Origin of the sequence: Flavobacterium calami (genome assembly GCF_038290035.1) — a bacterium.
GTDB classification, from domain to species: Bacteria; Bacteroidota; Bacteroidia; order Flavobacteriales; family Flavobacteriaceae; genus Flavobacterium; species Flavobacterium calami.
In genome coordinates this window covers 123,643-144,177 of sequence record NZ_JBBYHS010000015.1, presented here as the reverse complement: position 1 = coordinate 144,177, position 20,535 = coordinate 123,643, and the positions used below count along the sequence as shown (strand labels likewise).

The following is a 20,535-nucleotide window of genomic DNA, read 5'->3' as shown; positions in this document are numbered from 1 at the left end:
GTTATATTTTTTTAAGGACGATTTTTTCATTTTGGCTGATAATCGCTTTCTGAAAAAGATTTTTTAAGACTTCATATTCATCTGCACCAAAAGTACTTTTGTTTATTTCTCTTGAGCTGGTAATCTGAATTTTATTTTGATCATTAAAAATATTCAGCACAAAAACTATTTTCTTGTCTTCTGATGAAATACGCACTGGTTTAGGCATAGATTCGACCACATAACCTTCCGGAATTTCCAGACTCAAATTGATTTTTTCCTGTGAAGGATACCCAAAATAAATTGCCATCTGCCTTTTTTCCTGTATAAAAGGATTTTTAGACCTTGTAAAAAACAATAAAGGATTAATGAAAATCTTACCTCCTATAGTTTCAGACTGATTATCTGTTGCAAAATTAAAAGTTTCTAAAACCGGATCTGATAAATTTGTACTTTTATTTTCAACTTTATAATTTGAAATTTTCAGTTCTCCTAATTTCCCTTCTAATGTTTCGAGATAATTTTCAGTACTTTTCCCCGCATTGCGAATCCTGAAATTATATGCCTCATAATTTGTTTTCTGTGCTCTGATTATTCCTTCCATTTTCCCGGAACTATCTATTTTGGCCATTACAATTGAAGCTTCTATTGATGCAGTGTGAGGATTTAAATCTATTTCTTCAGATGTCCCGTCTTTTTTAATAAGCCTCCCTTTCCAGTTTAAAACGTTCAAAGGCAATATGCCAGGTGATGTAAATTTATGAGTTGCATCCAACAGGATTTGTTTGCCATCGATTTCAGCAGCGGCAATGACATAATTAAAACCAGTCCTTGTTGGGTAAACAGGCACTCCATTTTCCAACGTACTTACCAAAACCGGATTGGCTTCTATTCCGGCCAGTTTCAACATATTAATTAAAATAAAATTGATTTCAGCTACATTTCCTGTCTGTGCTGCATAAGCCTTTACAACACCTGAATCGACATAATAACCATTTTCATCATTCCAGTTCATTTTATTTTGAACAAACTGAAAAATGATATTCAATTTCTCATTTTGCGATTCGACATTGGTCAACAAACGCTTTACATCTTCTATTACAAAACTCCGTTCATTAAGTTCTTTACCAAATTTTTCTTCCTTAAAAATTGTTGTAGCAACACCTTCCCAGGTAATTGAATAATCTTTGACAGGCTGTTCGGGCATTCGTACTCTCTCCAGTTCCTGATTAATAGATCCTTTGTAGTTCTCGACATTATTTACATACGGCTCATCTATCAACGCGGGAATATCCCTGCATGAATAAGATGAATTAATCTGATTATAAGTCAATGTCCTGCTTTGACCGTATTCATTAGCATAATTTTGACTACCTCTGGCCAATTTAGAATCAAATTTCACAGGCAGATTTCCAATTAAAATTGGTTTGTAAATATAAAACTCCGGAATTTCTGTTTTGTACTCAAAATAATTTACCGGAATTCTGTATTGAATATCAAAATCAGGAAGTTTAACAATGTTGTCGGATTTTAGAGTGTATTTATACTCTATAACAGATCCCACTTTAACATTTGGAAGTGTAATAATTTTTTCCTTCCAGTATTTATTTACATTTTGCTTAAACTCACCCTGATTATTAAGTTTTGTTTTGACAATCGATCCGTTTTCCAGATTGTACGTTACTGCATTAGAAAATTCTACCTGATCCTTATCAAGATTTTCATATCCTACATAAAAACGCACTTTTTGGTCTGCCCATTTAAGTCCCTCTTTTTTATAAATTTTAATTTTGAATTCATACACATTGTGTACTGAAAAACCATTTTTCTGATTGTAAGTAAAAAAAGTTTTTCCTTTTTTAAACAAAATTGCAGCCGAAGCAGTAGTATCTACTGGATGAACTTTTTCTTCTAACTCTGCAATCGTAACTTTTCCTAACTCATAATTTTGAGCTTTGGTTTTGACAGCAGTAAGAATTAAAACTATTGAAATGAATATGGTTCGTAATTTCATTTTTAGATTCTCTTTAAAACAATTTTCTCGCTTTCCTTTGCAATCATTGCTTTATAATATTCTTTAAGCATTTCGTATTGCTGTGTTGAAACAATAGCTTCATTAATTTGATGTAAAATACTCATTTGAAGTGTATTTTCATTAGCAGCAATATTAAATTTGAAAGTTCCTAAATTCCCTTCCATATTCATAGCCGCCGGTACTGGCAAAGTTTCGACAGCAAATCCATCCGGAATTTTAATTGTTATGTTATATTTATCCATAAAAGGAAAACCGAAATCGACCGGATATTCTCTCGTTTCCTGATTAAAAGGATTTTTTTCATTGGTAAAAAACAACATTGGGGATATATAAATTTTATCCCCTATTTTTTCGCTTAAATCAGCTCCCGTAAAAGAGTAAGTTTCTGAAACCGGCAAAAGCAGTTCTTTTTCGTTCGTTCGGCTATATTCATTTATTTCGATTTTTTTATTATCGTTTTCCAGTTTTTCCAGATAAGCCTCTTCTTTTTGTCCACTTATCTTTTCCCTAAAAAGCATAGCATTATAATCTGAACATTGTCTTTTTGCTTTTCCAGATATTTTACCATCAGCCTCAATGCTATAACTCATAAAAACAATATCGCTTGATGCTTTTTTAGGCATTAATTCTACTTCATCTGAAGAACCATCTTTTCTAATTAAGCGACCGTACCAGTTTAAAGCACGCATCGGCAAAACATTCGGAACAGAATAATTGTCTGTCGCATCTAATAATATGTTTCCTTCTGGAGTTTCAACTGCTGCTATAACATAATTATAAGCAGTTCTGTTTGGAAATAAAGAAATACCATTAGATCTTGTACTCACCAAAACCGGATTAGCAGTCAATCCTGCATAACGTAACATTGCTGTCAGCATTAGATTGATTTCGGCTACATTTCCGGATTTCTCCTGATATGCTTTTCGCACTCCTTTTTCACACGAATAACCATAATATTTATCCCATTTCACATTTGATTTCACGTGATTGAAAATAATCAATATTTTTTCCTGAGGTGTATTTACTCCTGCCAGTAATGTTTTCAAATCATTTTCAAAGTAACCCGTTTTATTTAATTCCGGACCGAAATCATCGTATTCATAAATTGTCTTTGCGACAGAATTCCAGTCTGTAGATAAAGTTTTTAACGGACTGTTAGGATATTTTATCATTGACAATTCCTGCTCTAAACTCGAGGTATAATTGTCAATATTATTTACGAAAGACTCCTCTTTCATAGCAGGTAAATCCTGTGCCGTGTAAGTTGTCTGTATTTCGAGATAATCTATTTTATTCTGATAAAATTCTGTTCTTGTAGCACCTGCAAAACCTCCTGATGTAGATCTCTCTTTAGAATTTATTAGAATTGACTGATTACTCTTGACAGAAGTTACTTTTGGAAAAATATACCCTTTCTGTCTTATATTAAAAGTATAATATTCGGGTATGTAAGTAGTATATTCAGAATAATTTACAGGAATACTAGTCTGAAAAGCCCAGTCTCTTATCATACCGATATTAGGAGATCTTACTGTATAACTAAACTCTAATACAGAACCTTCTTTTACATTAGGCATTGTGATTTTTTTTCTCGATCTGTATTTGTTTACTTCTTCATTAAAAATCCCGTCACTTTTCAGCTTTGTTTTTTCAATCTTTCCATTTACTAAATTAAACGTATTTACATCAGAAAAGTCCACTTTTTCTCTTGACTCATTATTTCCAATGTAGTAGACCACGCCTTGATTTGCCCAGTCATACCCTTCTTTTTTATAAATTTTGATACGTGTATCTACTTTTGTTACCAAAACAAATCCATCATTACTATCATATTCAATTCTTGCCGTTCCTTTTTTATACAATATGGCTGCTGCGGCAGACGAATCTTTTGGATGCGCTTTTTGCTCTAATTCTGCAATAGATACTTTACCTAGTTTAAATTCCTGTGCTGTCGTTTTAAAAAAAACAAAGAATAAAAATAGGATTCTTAAAAATTTGATAGATTTCATTGGATTGATTTTGATTGATTTCTGTTTAGTTTTTGGTTAATATCATTTTGGCATTGTCATTTCTGGAAACCTGCTCCATAAAAAGACGATACTCATCATACTCTTTATTTGAATATTTTCCCTGGTTTAAAAACATCGACCGTTTGTAAGTAAGTTTATTATTTTCTTTTTTAATGATTTCGGTCTTATATTCTCCAAATTTATTTTTTAGTTCGAAGTTTGAAGGCAGGAATTCGATAGAAAAACCTGTTGGAAGATTAATTTCTATTTCATCTGTATCTAAGTAACCTCGCTGGATTTGAAATGGATTCTTACGATTTCTGATACGCTTTACATTTCCGGTATATTGGTTAAAAGCATCTATTACAAAAATCATTTTATTGGCAGAGATTGCTCCATAATTTGCTGCTGTAACATGAATATCTTCAGTAAAACGAATATTTTCCTTATCATTCGTAAAAGTGATTTTACCTAGTTTCAGATTATTGATATTGTCCCAGTATTCTTTATAATGTGCTTCTTTTTCGGTAGGCTGTAAATGTTCAAGCTGCATTTTTTTACTATACACAGAGCCTTCTGAAATTATAGACACAGTACCTGAAAAATGACCATTTTCATCTATTGTGTATACGCCTTTATCTTTCTGAATATTCCCTTTATCTTCATAAATCTTTGTTCTGACAATTTCTCCTCCTTCAGGCTTAACAACCAAAACATTCCTGTCATCTGTAAAAGTACCCTGATATCCAAACGGATCGTCCTGACTTGTACATTCTAAAAAAGTATAATTATTTCCGGTTGGAATTGCCAATATCATATGATTCCCCTGCATTGAAACAAAATCAGACTGAATATCTGATTTGTAACGGTCTCCATACAAAACAGTGTTATAAGACGGAACGTCTACTGCCTGCAAAAGTGCTTTTGTGTAATTTGACAATGCCTTACAATCTCCATAGCCTAACCGATCAACATCAGTTGCCAGCATAGGTTTCCAACCTCCTATACCAACCTGAATACTAACATATCGTGATTTTTTCTGAACAAAATCGTAAACCAGTTTCGCTTTTTTTACCGGATCTTTTTCATTACCAACAACTTCTTTGATTTTGAGTTTTGTACTTTCAGGTAAATCAGTCGTTCCCGCTAATATCTTATCCGAATACCATTTCCCAAAATCAGTCCAGTTTGTAGCGGCTCCGTCAACACCTTCCAGATGAAAACGCTCTAAACCCATCATAACCCTCGGAAAAAGATCTCTGGAAGACGGACTCAAATCTTCTGCTTTCTGAGCTGAAATATTAACAGCCTCATAACTTAATCTGGTATCAGTATCGACTGTCTTTTTAATATTATATCCTGCAAACTGAAATTCTTTCTTTTTAAATCCTAAATCACCAGGAAAAGTAACATTTAAAATACATTTTTCGATACTCAGATAATATCCGCCCAAAAAGTACCATTGTGGAATAAAAGCGGTATTTGAAGTTTCTGTTTCACTGGTGTAAACAATTGTAAAAGGATATGAAACTGGTGTATAATCTAAATAAACAACACGATTATCTGAAAAAAGTGTACTGCCACTCGCTGCGCTCTGATCCCTGAAATCTTTTCGCTTAATTTTCTTTATTTCATTACCAAACGCATCGTATACAATAGCTTCGATATTTTTTATTGCGGTAGTTTTATCATAATGCTGATACGCATCAATATCGTTTAATCCTTTTTCATTTAAAACCGATACCGCCCTTTGTATTTTGATGTTCATACTTCGCTGTGAAGCAATTGTAATGTCCATCTGATCTAAACGAACAACAGCATTGGCATTTTCTTTGAGACTATCTTTAATTGCAGAGATAAGGTAGTTGCCTTTTTGGGCTGAAGAAATGAGGGTAAACAACAAGAAAATTAATCCGCAAGAAGCTTTTTTCATTAGTAAGTTTTTTCGCCAAATATAGATATTTTTAGAAATCCTTAACAAATGTTTACTTGTTTTTTATTCCTTATTTTTACTGTCTATTGTGATAGTTACGGGACCATCATTTAACAGACTGACTTTCATATCAGCACCGAAAATTCCGGTTTGAACTTTTTTCTGAAATTCCTTTTCTACTGCTTTAACGAAGTTCTCATACATCGGAATTGCAAATTCAGGCTTTGAAGCTTTTATATACGAAGGGCGATTTCCTTTTTTAGTTGATGCATGAAGAGTAAACTGGCTTACCACAATGATATCACCGTCAACATCCTGAACAGAATAGTTCATAACATCATTCTCGTCTCCAAAAATTCTCATTTTAATGATTTTACCTGCAAGCCAATCGATATCTTCCTGCGTATCGGCATCTTCAATTCCCACTAAAACCAGTAAACCTTTTTGAATATCTGCTGTTTTTTGACCATCAACTGTTACAGATGCTTCTGAAACTCTTTGAATAACTACTCTCATAATTAGTTGTGAATTGTGAATGGTAAATTGTGAATTATGTAGTGTTTAGCTTTTGTTTCGAGGTTATAATAATTGAAGCTAAAATTTTATTTATTTCTACAATATCAGACTTTATAGATTGAAATTGATTCTCATTTAAGTAATTCGATTGAAAAAGCAATTCTAACCAATAATCTGTTTCGTTTGCCTCTTTTTGTGCAATTGCAAGTTTATGAATAAAGTCCTTTTTACTCTCTGCTTGCTCAGATTCTCTAATTAATGCACCTATTGCTGTTCCACTGCGAAGTAATTGTTTACTCAGAACATATTCCTTTTTATCATCTTTTAAAAATTGAAAAAGTTTAATAATTCTAAGTGCAAAATTAAAAGACTTAGTTTTAATTATGTTATCAGCCATAATTCACAATTTACCATTCACAATTCACAATTACTTTCTCGTTTCATCACTCGCTGCACGATCTTCGCCGTAAGTATCCGTGCGATAATGTTCTTCGTCACCTTCAAGGATTTTAAGATAGCTGTTGTAGCGTGACCATGCAATTTGATCCTTTTCTAAAGCCGCTTTAATGGCACAATGAGGCTCTTCTTTATGCAGGCAGTTGTTAAACTTACACTGATCTTTTAATTTGAAAAACTCCGGAAAATAACCGCTGATTTCTGATGGTTCCATATCAACAATTCCGAAACCTTTTATTCCAGGCGTATCGATAATTCTGGCATCAAAAGACAAATCATACATTTCGGCAAAAGTTGTCGTATGCTGACCTTGTTTACTCTGTTCCGAAATTACTGAAGTTTTCAAATGAAGACTTGGTTCCATGGCATTGACTAAAGTTGATTTTCCAACTCCTGAGTGTCCTGAAAACATACTTACTTTGCCAATCATCATTTCTTTAAGCTTGTCAACACCTTTATTTTCTGTAGATGAAATTCGGAGACATTTATATCCAATTTCAGTATAAATATGTTGCAAATAAAGCTGATCGTCTAAAGTCTGATCATTTAAAGTATCAATTTTATTAAAAATTAGTATAGCTTCAATTCCATAGGCTTCGGCAGTGACTAAAAAACGATCTATAAAACTCGTTGTTGTTGGCGGATTATCTATCGTTACCAATAAAAAAACCTGATCAATATTGGATGCAATGATATGAATCTGTTTTGACAGGTTAACCGATTTACGAACAATATAATTTTTTCGTTCGTGAATATTATGAATTGTACCGGTAACTGCATCTGAAGTTTCCTCTAATTCATAATCAACAATATCGCCTACAGCAATTGGGTTGGTACTTTTTATACCTTTTATTCTGAATTTCCCTTTCATACGGCATTCCACAAAATCTCCTTTTTCAGATTTTACGGTGTACCAGCTTCCTGTAGATTTGTATACGGTTCCTGTCATTCTTTAATTTTAGATTGCTGATTTTAGATTAAACCTAAATTCTTTGCAAAGATAAATGAATAATTTAAACCATATAAGTTATGTAAGTGAATATAAATAGCCGCTTTTATAACAAAAAAATCCCCATCACTTTTTTCAAAAGTAACAGGGATCTTTAAAAAACAATATAATTTTAAATGTGTGACATAATTAAAATAAACAACAAATTTCAAAGAAACTTAAATTGGCTTATATCACTTATATAGTTTAAGAAAAATTATGCGTTGAAAATTTTCTCCTGGTGACCAATACTTTCCTGGTGAATTGCTTTGAATAGTTTCAAAACAAACTCTTCAGTAAGTCCTTTTTTCTCACCTTCCAAAATCATTTTTCCTAAGATTTCGTTCCAACGGTTGTTTTGAAGAATCGCTACGTTTGCATCTTTTTTCACCTGACCAATTTCGTCAGCCACTTTCATACGTTTTCCTAACAACTCTAATAAGTTAGCATCCAAAACATCGATGTTAGCTCTTAGTTTAGTCATTTTTTGGCTGTACTCATCTGTAGTATCATCTGTTTTTCTGATAGTCAAATCTTTGATGATTTGTTTCAAAGTATCTGGAGTAACTTGCTGAGCAGCATCAGACCAAGCGTTATCTGGATCGATATGTGTTTCGATAATCATACCATCGTAGTTCAAATCTAAAGCCTCCTGAGTTACTTCGAAAATCATTTTACGATCTCCAGTAATGTGAGATGGGTCAATGATTAATGGTAAATCAGGGAATTTATTTTGCAATTCGATAGCAATCTGCCATTCCGGAATGTTTCTGTATTTTGTTTTTTCGTAAGTAGAGAAACCTCTGTGGATAACTCCTAATTTCTCGATTCCAGCCATGTGTAAACGCTCAACACCACCTAACCACAAAGCCAAATCCGGGTTTACTGGATTTTTAACCAAAACGATTTTGTCAGTTCCTTTCAATGTATCAGCAATTTCCTGAACTGCGAAAGGGTTTGCAGTTGTACGTGCACCAACCCATAAAACGTCAATATCATGCTCTAAAGCCAATTTACAGTGAGCTGCAGTCGCAACCTCAGTACCCATCAATAAACCAGTTTCAGCTTTTGCTTTTTGCAACCATTTTAATCCAATTTCACCAACACCCTCAAATCCTCCCGGACGTGTTCTTGGTTTCCAGATTCCTGCTCTGAATACACTAACTTTTGAATCTTTCAATTCGTGAGCGATTTTCAAAACCTGATCTTCAGTTTCTGCACTACAAGGTCCAGCTATCACAAGTGGGTGATCTAAATTGAAATCCTCTAACCACTTTCTCATTTCTTTCTTATTTTCCATCTTTATTATAGTTTACTTTTTAATTGTTAATCCGTTTAATATTTCCTTTATTTTATTTGTACTTTCCATTTCTTCAAAAATGGCGTTGTAATTTTCCTCTTTCAACAAATCCCTAAACCGACTGAGATTTGAAATGTATTCTTCTAATGTTTCCAGAACGTGTTCCTTGTTTTGTTTAAAAATCGGAGTCCACATCGCCGGTGAGCTTTTTGCTAAACGAACCGTACTTTCAAAACCGCTTCCCGCCATGTCAAAAATATCCTGCTCGTCTTTTTCTTTGTTCATTACCGTTTTCCCGAGCATAAACGAACTGATGTGCGACAAATGCGAAACGTAAGCAATGTGTTTGTCATGCGATGTCGGATCCATATATCGAATCCTCATGCCGATAGCGGTAAAAAGATTCAATGCTTTTTCCTGCAGTTTAAAAGTGGTTTTTTCCACCTCACAAATGATGTTCGTTTTCCCCTGAAACAATCCTCTTATCGCCGCCGAAGGTCCAGAAAACTCAGTCCCTGCTATCGGATGCGTAGCTATAAAATTTCTTCTTTTCGGATGATTGGCTACTGCTTCGCAAATTGGTTTTTTGGTCGAACCAACTTCAAAAACAATTGTTTTATCACCAACCAAATCCAATACTTTAGGTAAAACAGTAAGCGCCACATCCACTGGAACCGAAACGATTACGAAATCTGCTTCTTTCAAATCTTCCATTTTTCCTTCCTGATCGACAACACCCAAGTCTATCGCTTCCCGTACATGCTTTTCGTTATTATCAATCCCGAAAATAGTCGCTTCAGGATAACGCCCCTTGATATCTAATACCATCGAACCGCCTATTAATCCTATTCCTATTACGTATACTTTCATATTCTTTTTTATTAGAAGCTGTTTCCTGCTATCCGCTGTATCTTTTATGGCGAACCCCGCCATAAAAGGATGCCGCTTCTATCAGGGCTAGGGCTTCTAGTTTCTTCAAGACACTTTTTCAATTTTAAAACTCTGTCACCCTGAGCGAAGTCGAAGGGCGTTCCAATTGGCAAGGCTTCGACTCCGCTCACCCTGACAATCTGTATCAAAAAAAGTCTTGGCTCTTGCTTCTAAAATCTATCAATCGCTTCCTGTACTTTTTCTTCTTTCACACACAATGAGAATCTGATATATCCTTCACCATTGCTACCGAAAATGGTTCCCGGTGTAATGAAAATATGTTTCTCATATAATATTTCGTCAATGAACTTCTCAGCTGATTCAATTCCTTCCGGAAGTTTTGCCCAGACGAATAAGCCAACTCCTTCTTTATATACTTTGCAACCTAGTTTCTCAGCCAGTTTTTCAGTTAATTGTCTGCGACGTCTGTAAATTTTGTTTTGATCTTCGAACCACGATTTATCACATTTTAAAGCTGCGATAGCACCTTTTTGAATTCCGTAATACATTCCGCTGTCCATATTGCTTTTTACTTTTAGAACCGCATCGATAATTTCAGGATTTCCTAAAACCATTCCGACTCTCCAACCTGCCATGTTGAAGGTTTTACTTAAAGAGTTCAATTCTAAAGCCACATCCTTCGCGCCTTCAACCTGCAATAAACTCATTGGATTATCATTCAAAACAAAACTATACGGATTGTCGTTGATCAATAATATGTTGTGTTTTTTAGCAAATGCTACCAATTTTTCAAATAACGCTAAACTTCCTCTCGCTCCTGTTGGCATGTGTGGATATCCAAGCCACATAATTTTTACTTTCGAAAGATCCAGTTTTTCTAAAGCTTCAAAATCAGGTTCCCATCCATTTTCTTCTTTCAAATCATAATAAACAGGAACTGCCTGAACCAAATTGGTTACCGAAGTATAAGTTGGATAACCTGGATTCGGAATCAAAACATGGTCGCCTTCGTTTAAAAATGCAAGCGAAATATGCATAATTCCTTCTTTTGAACCCATCAAAGGCAAAATCTCATTATTCGGATTCACTTCAACACCAAACTGATCACGATAAAAATCTGCCATTGCCTGCCTCATTTCTGGTAATCCCTGATAGCTTTGATAACCATGTCCGTTTTCGTCCTGAATTGCTGCAGCGACTGCCTCAATTACTGCTTTTGACGGACTCAAATCAGGGCTTCCAATTCCCATGTTGATGATCGATTTTCCTTCAGACATGAGTTGACGCACTTCTCTCAATTTTGAGGAGAAGTAGTATTCTTCAACTGTATCTAATCTTTTTGCTGTTGTAATCATTTCTTTTGTTTTTTGGCTTTAGGCTTTACGCCGTAAGCTTTATGCTTTTTCACTTTCGACTTTGGACTTTATGACTGAGCCAAAGGTTTCGTATTTTTATATTCTCCCAACACCTTAAAATATTCAGCCATAATATTTAATAACGATTTGGCTTTAGAATAATCTTCGTAATTCTCGAATGTCACATCTACGAAAAACGAATATTTCCATGGCGTTTCAATTTTTGGAAGCGACTGGATTTTTGTCAAATTCAGTTTGCAGTCACTCATTACATTTAGAACTGCTGCCAGACTTCCTCTTTTATGATCCAACTCAAATTTGATGGAAGCCCTGTTGATTTCGCTTTCCGGTAAAAATGAATTCTGTTTTTTAATAATCACAAAACGAGTCATATTGTTTTTGATCGTCTGAATTTCCGGTGCTATTATTTCCAAATCATACATTTCAGAAGCTACCTTACTCCCTATTGCAGCAATTCCGGTTAATTGTTTTTCCTGAATTCTTCTTGCTGTTTCGGCTGTATCTTTATCCTCCACCAATTTGATATTTGGATATTGCTTCAGGAAATCCATACATTGCAACAATGCCATTGGGTGTGAATGAACTTCTTTGATATCTTCAATCTTCTGACCTTTCAAAGCCATTAAATTTTGGTGAATGCTTAAATAATGTTCTCCTATTATGTGTAAATTATTCTTGTCAATCAAAGCATAATTCGGAATAATTGGCCCTGCAATCGAATTTTCAATTGCCATTACGGCCTGATCTGATTTTCCGGCAAGAAGGCTGTCAACCAATTCTTCAAAAGACAGGCATTCATCAATATCTACGTTTTCAGAAAAATACTCTTTCACAACCTGATGATGAAAAGAACCTTTGATACCTTGTATTGCAATCTTAGCTGTCATATAGTCAAAAAAAAATCCTGATTTTCATCAGGATTGTATATTAGTTTTATTTGTCTTAACTTTTCTCAAATAACCATAGCACAATCCTAACTTCTACTAAAGAAGAAATAAAAGTTGTTGCTAAAATAAAAACGGTTAGTTGCCATTTTGTTTGTGTTATTTTTTAAATTCTGTGCGAATGTATAAATTATTTTAACTGCACCAAAAAAAATAATGCATTTTATGAAACAAAAAAGGATTTCTTAACAAATTAAAGCAGATTTGTATGATATTTTAATAAATCAGGCTTAAAATGAGATTTGTACAATTGGTTTTGAGGTAGATTTAAAATACTTTTTTGTATCGTATAAAATTCTACAAATGTCTCAACTCACTTCCTTTCTCCATCTGTTGAGTTCCAACACCAGCAAAGCATTCGCTAATGCCACAAAAGTCAGCAAAACTATTTGTGTTAGATTTGAAATATCTTCTACCGCAGTAGTTACTACATGAAAAACATTCAATAATAACAATAAAACAGCGTAAGTGAATGAAATCCACTTAAATACCATATTTTTTAAAAATAAAATCAGTAAAGAAAAAAATAAAGGAATAATAGTAATGGCTATATTAAAATAGTGTACAGTATAAGGCATTTTTCCATTAGCTTCCGGAATCTTAATATCTTCTCCAAAAAACAATCCTGATAATTCATATTGTGTATGATAAGCTAATCCGATTATGATCAGAATCCAGCAAAAAGCGATTTTAGTTATTGTATTCATATTCTATTGTTTTGATTTTCCAAAACCAACGATTCTTCCGCCCTGAGTCAAATTAAACAATCTGGTTCCTTTAGTCCCTTCTACTTTATAAACACCATTTACATCTAAGGAAGAATTAGAAATTAAAAAATGTATTTTATCATCTACTTCTACAACTGCTTCTTCGTTTCCTTTAAACTCGCACAATGGAATTCCTGAAATTGTTGTGGCAACCTTAGTGTTAATATCAATAATTGCAGGTTGCCAGATGTCACCATACAAATTAGAAAAATTAGCATTTATTCCTTCTGATGGGATTCTGGTATAAATTTTACCTTCTTTCGCAATGACGTTTACAAAACATCCATTAACTTTATAATCGTCCATTTCTAATTTCCAGGCAGTATCAATATCAATCTGACCTGCCTTAAAACGCAATATTTTAGAAGCACCTCCGGCTACTTTTCCTAAAGCACAGAAATACAAAGCTCCGTCGTCGCCCAGATCCCACATTGCATTATCTGTAAACCAGCACACTTGCTGCGGACTTCCTGCATTGAACGTTGTTATTTTGTCTAAAGTGCCTTTTGCAATATCTATTACTGCAAACCTGATTTTATCGTCAACTGCATCCAAAAACCCTTTAGAAGCCGATTTTCCATAATGAACATTTGCAAACAGCTTTCCTTCTTTTGACATCAGACAGTTTTGACCAACAGATATATATTCAACGGAATTATCCGTAATCTGACCTGTTAAATCAATCTCACCTGTTCGCTGCATAGTCTTTGGATTGAACTTTTGTATTTTCAATGTTCCCCTATCACCATCAAAGTAAAAACCTGTTGTTTCATTCACTATAGTATATTGGCCCGAACCCTGAATAGCATTTCCGCAAGCAATAAAACCTTCGTCGATAACCTCTCCTGTACTTGAAATACTAAATTTCTGAACTCCTTTCTCAGATTGAAAGTTTGCCATTTTGTAGAAATATTTGCCAACCGTTCTCATTCCTAAACTCCCTAATAATTGCTTTGAAGAAGTTTTGATATTCGAAATAGTACCTATAGGTAATTCTCCGCCAAAAGAGGTAATATAACCCGAAAAAGGATTCGTTGATTCTCCTGACATTACAACATAGTTTTCGTTGCCCCCGGACTGCTCAGAATCATTATTATCATTTGAACAGGAAGAAATAAATAAAGAAGTAACAAGTCCTAAAGCAACGACTGTTTTCTGAAAATTTTGATACATAATTTTTAATTTTTAAAATGTTAATAGAATAAATACCTTATTTTAAGATAATAGCCTCTACCGGCTTTTTGAACCTTAAAGTTGTCATATAATTTTTCATCAAATAAATTCCTTACTTCAAAGCCTAAGTTTATTTTTTCGTTTTTAAAAGAATAAACTATACCTACTGAATGCAGATGTTGTGTAGGGATTACCAAATCAGTATTAATTTTCGGCTTCCCAAAAATGTTTGATGGCTCTGATGATTTGGGTACATTAGCCAGATAATAGTTAAGAGTGTAAGAATAATTATAATAAGATCTAAAAGCGTCATCTTCAGTTATAACATTCTTTTTATTAAAGTCTAATGAAAGGTTACCAAATAAAAAAGGAGTATTTCTTAGTCTGGCGTCATTCAGAAATTTTTGTGCAGGATCTGAAATACCAAACAAACGTAAATCCTGATACGTAAGGTTACCATTAATGTTCAGGTTTTTAATTATTTCACAGCCTCCGTCTATTTCTACACCATAACCCTTTACTTTATTGACGTTGCTATATTGTGAAAAGGGTAAAAAAACGGGAACCAGAATAATTAAATTTTCTGTTTTGCGATAGAAAATGCTGGTTTCAAAATAACTTTTACTCCCCGAATCGTAACGATAACCGAAATTGATATTCAGGCTTTGTTCCGGTTTTAAATTAAAATTAGACAAAAGAAATTGTCCATCACCATATAATTCGCCCTGTTCCGGCAACCGGTATGCGTTTTCAAAACCTGCCCTTAAAAATGATTTTTCGTTTATAGCGTACTTTATGGATTCGGATGCACCATAATGGGTGCCTTTATTTTTAACCGTTTCTTCCTTATAATTAGAAAGCCCTCCATCTACCCCATCGGTTTCAAAATTATAACTCTTTATAATCAAATTATTTGTCAGTTTATCTCTTAAATACTTACTCTCCCAACCCAGAGAAATAACTAGTTTTTTATAAGTTGCTGGAACAGACAGAATATCTCTTCCCGAGAAAAAATAAACAGGTCCATAAGGATCAGTCCCTTTTCGGCTCTGGTCTGAATACACCAGATTAAATGTTAGTTTATTGAAGTCATTGATACTGTAATTTATAAATGTGCGATTGATAAAATTCTTAAAATCGATATCCGATAAGGATCCGTCTGCATCAGCTTCACCTTCTCTGGCCGGAACTACAGTTTTATTTCCGTACCAGTCATAGGAACATCCGCAAGTATCAATAACTTTACTGTTGATAACCGAATAGGTATTGAAATTTGTAAAAAGTAATTTATGGTTTAAAAAGGCTTTTTTATAATTTATCGTAGGGGCAATTACGGATTCTTTTATATAAATCTGACCATACGGATTCGTCATTAAGGCACCGTGCTGCTGATCTTTCCTGGTTTTGGTAAAAGTAATTCCGACTTTTAACTCATCAGCATAAAATTTGTCTTTAATTCCACCGTAAACTTCAACAAAGCCATTAGCAAACTTATCATGAAAACGTCTTACATTCTTTTCAGATAAAGTGGCTGTTTGCGGATCTACAATTTTCACATTCACTCTATAATCATTATCCGAGTGATTATAGAACCCATCAATACCTGCAAAATATTTTTTGCTATTGCTTACCGAAAATAAATTCATTGTGAATCTATTGGTATTGAATGAACCATATTCGTAACTTAAATTAAAGTGCTTTTTATTATTATTCTGGGTCACGAAATTTATTGCTCCGCCCAAAGCATCAGCTCCCAGATTACTTGGAAGAATCCCTTTATAAATCTCAACCCTGTTTAAAAAAGTCGTCGGCAAAGTCAAAACATTAAAAGATTCACCCAGATAATCAATCGGAATATCATCCTTAAAATACTTCACCGAACGTCCCGTAAATCCGTTAAGAAAAATAGTACTGGATGAACCCAAACCTCCTGTTTCACGGATTCTTATTCCCGACATCCTATTAATAGCATCCCCTAATGTGACTGATGTATTTCTCAAATCCTTTACATCGAGAACATCTATTTTTATGGTTTCTTTAGTTTTAGTTTTAGAGCCTGAAGAGATTTCAACCTCCTGGAGTAAATTACTTTTAAGTGTATCATTTTGAATATTATATTGGGCAGACAAGAATTGAAACGAAAAGACAATTGCAAAAAAGTTAAGACTCCCTTTTGGTTTAAAATTCAGTGTCAAAAAATTAAATTTTATAAAAGCAAAACACTGCATTTTTATATATTTGTTTTTATTTAGTTTAAATAAGCTGATGGTGCGAAATTATATTTTCCGAATCGATAAAAACTAACGCAATACGCATTATTACATACGCATTTGGGCAAATACAAACTATCAGAAACAATTTTATTTAATTTAGTTTATTACTCATTACTAACATATGCTAAACAAGAGGGTTTATCTGGATGGAGTTGTCATCATAATAAATGATTTCAATATTAATACTCCCCTGATATTCGATATAAAACAGGATTCGCCTTTTATCAAACTGCATTTTGAAATTGAAGGAAAAATTGATTTTCAGCCTGGCAACAGCAATGATATATCAATAACCATTGAAGACGGCCAATACAATTTTTTTTATCTTCCGGTAGTAGACGGGGTTTTAAACTGGCAATCCGGAAACAGAAAATCAGTAGAAATAGAATGCAGTGAAAATTTTATACGAAAGATTTTCAAAAATGATTTTTATAAAATAAGCGGTTTATTTGGTAATGCATTAAGAGAAAAGACCGCTTTTAAAATGTGGGAAAAGGGAGAAAAAATCCCTAAAGTATTAAATAACGTTCTGGATAAGATAATTAAAAACTCACAAGAAAAAGAGACTGATTTACTTTATTGGGAATCTGAGATCATTAAGATATTTCTGTACATGTTTTCTAAAATCAATGACAGGAAGGAAATAAATTCGCTCGTATATCTGAGTGGAACTGAACAGGAACAAATAGCAAAAGTTGAAAAAACACTCCAAAACAACATTCAAAACTCCATTACTGTAGAAGAGCTAGCTCTTAAAATAGGAATGAACCGCTACAAACTTAACCGTAATTTTAAACATGTTTATGGTGAACCCATATTTCACTATCTGACGCGTCTACGAATGGAAAAAGCAAAAGCAATGCTTACTCAAAAAAACATGAACATCTCGGAGATTGCTTATGAAGTAGGCTATAAAAATCCACAACATTTTACAGTGGCGTTTAAAAAGTATTTTGGCTACGTTCCGAGTAAACTGAAATAATAAATCAATTTTTGAAACGAGAATATTTTAGCCCCGATGGAAGTGAAAATCCTTTTGTGCCGGTGTTCGGCACAAAAGATTACTTCGTCAGTTCGCTATCGCTCGTGTGTAACGTACAGCGGGAAACAGCTCCTGAAAAACTAAAACAATCCCGCAACCGGATTATTCTTAATTCCGATTTTTGAATAATCAAAATTCATTTTTTGCTGCAACAACGAAGCGTAAACAGACCTGAAATCAATTTGATGTTTTAAATCGCCGTTATCCAAATCTGCTAAATTAGGGTTATTCCCTAAAATTGTTCCTTTATTACTTCCTCCAATTACAAACATTGGTGCTGCGGTGCCGTGATCTGTTCCGCGTCCGTTGTCTTTAACGCGTCTTCCAAATTCTGAAAACACCACAATGGTTACGTTTTGAAGCAATTGTGCCTGTTTTAAATCCTGATAAAAACTGTATATGGCGTCATTGAGTTCTGTTAGTTTTCTTTCATGAATAGAAAGCTGATTATCGTGTGTGTCGAAACCACCAAGCGAGGTATAATACACTTTTGAATTCAAATTTCCTTTTACCAGTCTGGCAATCCATTCCAGGTTCTTAGAAAATCCGGTTTTCGGATAACTGATTTCTGTTTTGGATTGCTTCAGCGCATTCTGAATATCATCAGACCCTTCTACAACTGAATTGGCAATTTTACGAACAAAATCCAATTGCGGATTATCGGATAGTTTTTCATTTTCCTTGTTTGATTTTACTTTAAATCGATCCGGATCTTTCACCGTAATCGAATTGGGTTCCAAACCTTTTAAAGCCAGATTATCTATTGAGTCCAGATTGATTCCGGCGGTGGGCTGATGATCGTGACATTGCAAATCCAAATATCTGCCTAACCAGCCTTCGTTGATGTATTTGTTTGAATCTGCTGCTGTTTGCCAAATTTCCTGACTTCGGAAATGCGAACGCACCGGTTCCGGATAACCTACATTTTGAATTACCGTCAAATCTCCGTTTTGCTGCATCTGAGCAAAATCTTTTAATGCCGGATGAAATGCCATTCCTTTATTTTTACCTACCACTATATCTTTATTCAGGGCAATTTTGGGTCTCAAATCATAATATAAAGGATCTTCGTATGGAATAAAAGTATTCAGTCCGTCGTTCCCGCCATTCAGCTGAATAAAAACCAAACATTGCTCACCGATAACCAGATTCTCCTGTGTTCCAAAAGCATGCAAAAAACTAGGAAGCACCAGCATTCCGCCCGTAAAAGTTCCTGTTAAGGTTAGAAAATTTCTTCTGTTCATAATAATAGATTTTTAAATCAACTGATATTCCGGCAACTTTGTGATATAATTAAACAAACGAACAACGGCATAATTGGCATTAGGATTTTTAGGATCAAAATCATATTTGAGTAAATTTTCCATGTCCTTCTGCATCGATTCATTTACAGTAAATAATAATCTGTTGGATAATTCGGTAATGATGGTTTTATTATTTCCGTCAGAATCATATTGCACCCTGACCTCCCTTTTTTCCAATTCTCCTTTCGGTTTCGGATTGTCTTCACTCATCTTGTTACTGATTATTTTTTTAGAAAGACTTCTGCCGCTGCACAACAAATCTGAAGTGTTATTTCGCTGCAGATATACCTGCGAAGTTAGCCATGAATTCCCTCCGTCCCAGCCTTTCACATTGACCTGATTGTACAAATCCATTCCTTGTTGTTTTAGAAAAGCCACAATCAATGCTTCATCGTAATCTTTCAACTGCAGTTCGTCAATTAGCTGTAAAATGTAAACTAACGGATCTTTTATTTTTTTTCCGGAATCATCTTTGGCGTATTCATCGGTAAATATTTTAGTAAGCAATGGCTCGATTTCAAAATTTACTTTTCTAAAATAATCTCCATAATGTTTAACCGATTCTTCTGAGGGATTATCGTAAAGAAACCATTTCAGGATTTTTCGTGTAATGAGGTATGGAATATTTTTTTGTTCAAAAATAATATCAACCAGATCATCTGCTTTCCAGTTTCCCGTTTTTCCAAAATAGGTTTTATTGCTGTTGTCTTCTGCCTTTTCTTTATAAACACCACCTTCATCACCATGATTTAATCCCGACAAAGCCCTTGCACCGTTTTTGATATCTTCTTCAGTGTAATTGCCGATTCCGATAGTGAATAACTCCAGTAACTCACGGCTCAGGTTTTCGTTGATTTTACCTTTTTTATTATCTGCGTTATCCAGATATTTAATCATGGCGTTTGATTTTAGGATTTGCTTCGTTAATTCCTTGAAATTTCCAAAAGCATTTTTGCGCAAAATCATGTTGTGCTGATAGATCCAGTAATTGATTTTTACTTTTTGTGAAGTCGAAACAAAATGATTGTGCCAGAAACAAACCATTTTTTCGCGCAACGGAAATTCATCGGTTTGCATTTTGGCAACCCACCATTTTTTTAATTCTGTAGTCGTCTGGGCTTCTTTTTTCTGAATCTTATTTTTCTCTTCAGTATCCAGATTTTTTACAGATTGGCGTAATTCTTTGTATTCAGTAATTGTTTTGGGAGTGTCCTGTAAAAAAGCTGGAAACTGAGTATCGAACTTTGAGTCATAAGATTTCTTTAGAAATTTTTCTAATCCTATTTTTTCAATTTTCGCAGCTTCTTTTCCCGAGAAGCCCAATCGTAACGACCAAAGATTGCTTTTTTTCATAACAAAGAGGTTAGTTTAAAGTAAGACTTTTGTTTTTTGAAAAGGTTTAATTTATGAAGATTCCGTGTTGCTAAGGTTAAAAAGTCTTTTTGGATAATATTTAACCCGAGATTTTTTAAGAATATTATTAAACTTCATAATACAAAAAAGCAACTACTTCATGATAGTTGCTTTTTACAAATTATTAATAAATGAA

The 20,535-nt window shown here is 33.9% G+C and carries 16 protein-coding genes; 1 reads left to right on the top strand and 15 read right to left on the bottom strand.

Annotated features, from left to right (window positions below; genetic code table 11):
- Position 1: 1 nt before the first annotated feature.
- From AAEO57_RS15130 to AAEO57_RS15070, 13 genes are all read right to left on the bottom strand, one after another.
- Positions 2-1,993, bottom strand: coding sequence for a DUF3857 domain-containing protein (locus tag AAEO57_RS15130; protein WP_341693862.1), 1,992 nt, complete (start codon positions 1,991-1,993; stop codon positions 2-4).
- Between the two features lie 2 nt (positions 1,994-1,995).
- On the bottom strand, positions 1,996-4,023 hold the full coding sequence (locus AAEO57_RS15125) for a DUF3857 domain-containing protein (protein WP_341693861.1): 2,028 nt from the start codon (positions 4,021-4,023) through the stop codon (positions 1,996-1,998).
- 25 nt (positions 4,024-4,048) lie between these two features.
- A complete protein-coding gene (locus AAEO57_RS15120) occupies positions 4,049-5,956 on the bottom strand; it encodes a DUF3857 domain-containing protein (RefSeq protein WP_341693860.1) in 1,908 nt (635 codons plus the stop codon).
- A 63-nt stretch (positions 5,957-6,019) separates the two neighbouring features.
- On the bottom strand, positions 6,020-6,472 hold the full coding sequence (gene dtd, locus AAEO57_RS15115; RefSeq protein WP_341693859.1) for a D-aminoacyl-tRNA deacylase: 453 nt from the start codon (positions 6,470-6,472) through the stop codon (positions 6,020-6,022).
- 34 nt (positions 6,473-6,506) lie between these two features.
- On the bottom strand, positions 6,507-6,869 hold the full coding sequence (locus AAEO57_RS15110; RefSeq protein WP_341693858.1) for a four helix bundle protein: 363 nt from the start codon (positions 6,867-6,869) through the stop codon (positions 6,507-6,509).
- Positions 6,870-6,899: 30 nt separating this feature from the next.
- Complete coding sequence (gene rsgA, locus AAEO57_RS15105; protein ID WP_341693857.1) at positions 6,900-7,877, bottom strand: ribosome small subunit-dependent GTPase A; 978 nt, start codon at positions 7,875-7,877, stop codon at positions 6,900-6,902.
- A gap of 256 nt (positions 7,878-8,133) precedes the next feature.
- On the bottom strand, positions 8,134-9,216 hold the full coding sequence (locus AAEO57_RS15100) for a chorismate mutase (protein WP_341693856.1): 1,083 nt from the start codon (positions 9,214-9,216) through the stop codon (positions 8,134-8,136).
- A 12-nt stretch (positions 9,217-9,228) separates the two neighbouring features.
- Positions 9,229-10,086, bottom strand: a complete 858-nt coding sequence (locus tag AAEO57_RS15095; RefSeq protein ID WP_341693855.1) for a prephenate dehydrogenase — start codon at positions 10,084-10,086, stop codon at positions 9,229-9,231.
- Between the two features lie 230 nt (positions 10,087-10,316).
- Positions 10,317-11,462: a pyridoxal phosphate-dependent aminotransferase gene (locus tag AAEO57_RS15090; protein WP_341693854.1), complete on the bottom strand. Its 1,146-nt coding sequence runs from the start codon at positions 11,460-11,462 to the stop codon at positions 10,317-10,319.
- A gap of 68 nt (positions 11,463-11,530) precedes the next feature.
- Positions 11,531-12,370 (bottom strand): prephenate dehydratase, encoded by an 840-nt coding sequence (locus AAEO57_RS15085; RefSeq protein WP_341693853.1) that lies wholly within the window; start codon positions 12,368-12,370, stop codon positions 11,531-11,533.
- A 365-nt stretch (positions 12,371-12,735) separates the two neighbouring features.
- A complete protein-coding gene (locus AAEO57_RS15080; RefSeq protein WP_341693852.1) occupies positions 12,736-13,134 on the bottom strand; it encodes a hypothetical protein in 399 nt (132 codons plus the stop codon).
- Between the two features lie 3 nt (positions 13,135-13,137).
- Positions 13,138-14,367 (bottom strand): hypothetical protein, encoded by a 1,230-nt coding sequence (locus tag AAEO57_RS15075; RefSeq protein WP_341693851.1) that lies wholly within the window; start codon positions 14,365-14,367, stop codon positions 13,138-13,140.
- A gap of 20 nt (positions 14,368-14,387) precedes the next feature.
- The gene (locus tag AAEO57_RS15070; RefSeq protein ID WP_341693850.1) at positions 14,388-16,562 is read right to left on the bottom strand and encodes a TonB-dependent receptor plug domain-containing protein; all 2,175 of its coding nucleotides are present in this window, start codon (positions 16,560-16,562) and stop codon (positions 14,388-14,390) included.
- 199 nt (positions 16,563-16,761) lie between these two features.
- Here AAEO57_RS15070 and AAEO57_RS15065 point away from each other — a divergent pair, with 199 nt between their 5' ends.
- Positions 16,762-17,622, top strand: coding sequence for a helix-turn-helix domain-containing protein (locus AAEO57_RS15065; RefSeq protein WP_341693849.1), 861 nt, complete (start codon positions 16,762-16,764; stop codon positions 17,620-17,622).
- 140 nt (positions 17,623-17,762) lie between these two features.
- On the opposite strand, the gene AAEO57_RS15060 is transcribed toward AAEO57_RS15065, so the two are convergent.
- On the bottom strand, positions 17,763-18,926 hold the full coding sequence (locus AAEO57_RS15060) for a DUF1501 domain-containing protein (RefSeq protein ID WP_341693848.1): 1,164 nt from the start codon (positions 18,924-18,926) through the stop codon (positions 17,763-17,765).
- Between the two features lie 12 nt (positions 18,927-18,938).
- On the bottom strand, positions 18,939-20,339 hold the full coding sequence (locus AAEO57_RS15055) for a DUF1800 domain-containing protein (RefSeq protein ID WP_341693847.1): 1,401 nt from the start codon (positions 20,337-20,339) through the stop codon (positions 18,939-18,941).
- Between the last annotated feature and the right edge of the window lie 196 nt (positions 20,340-20,535).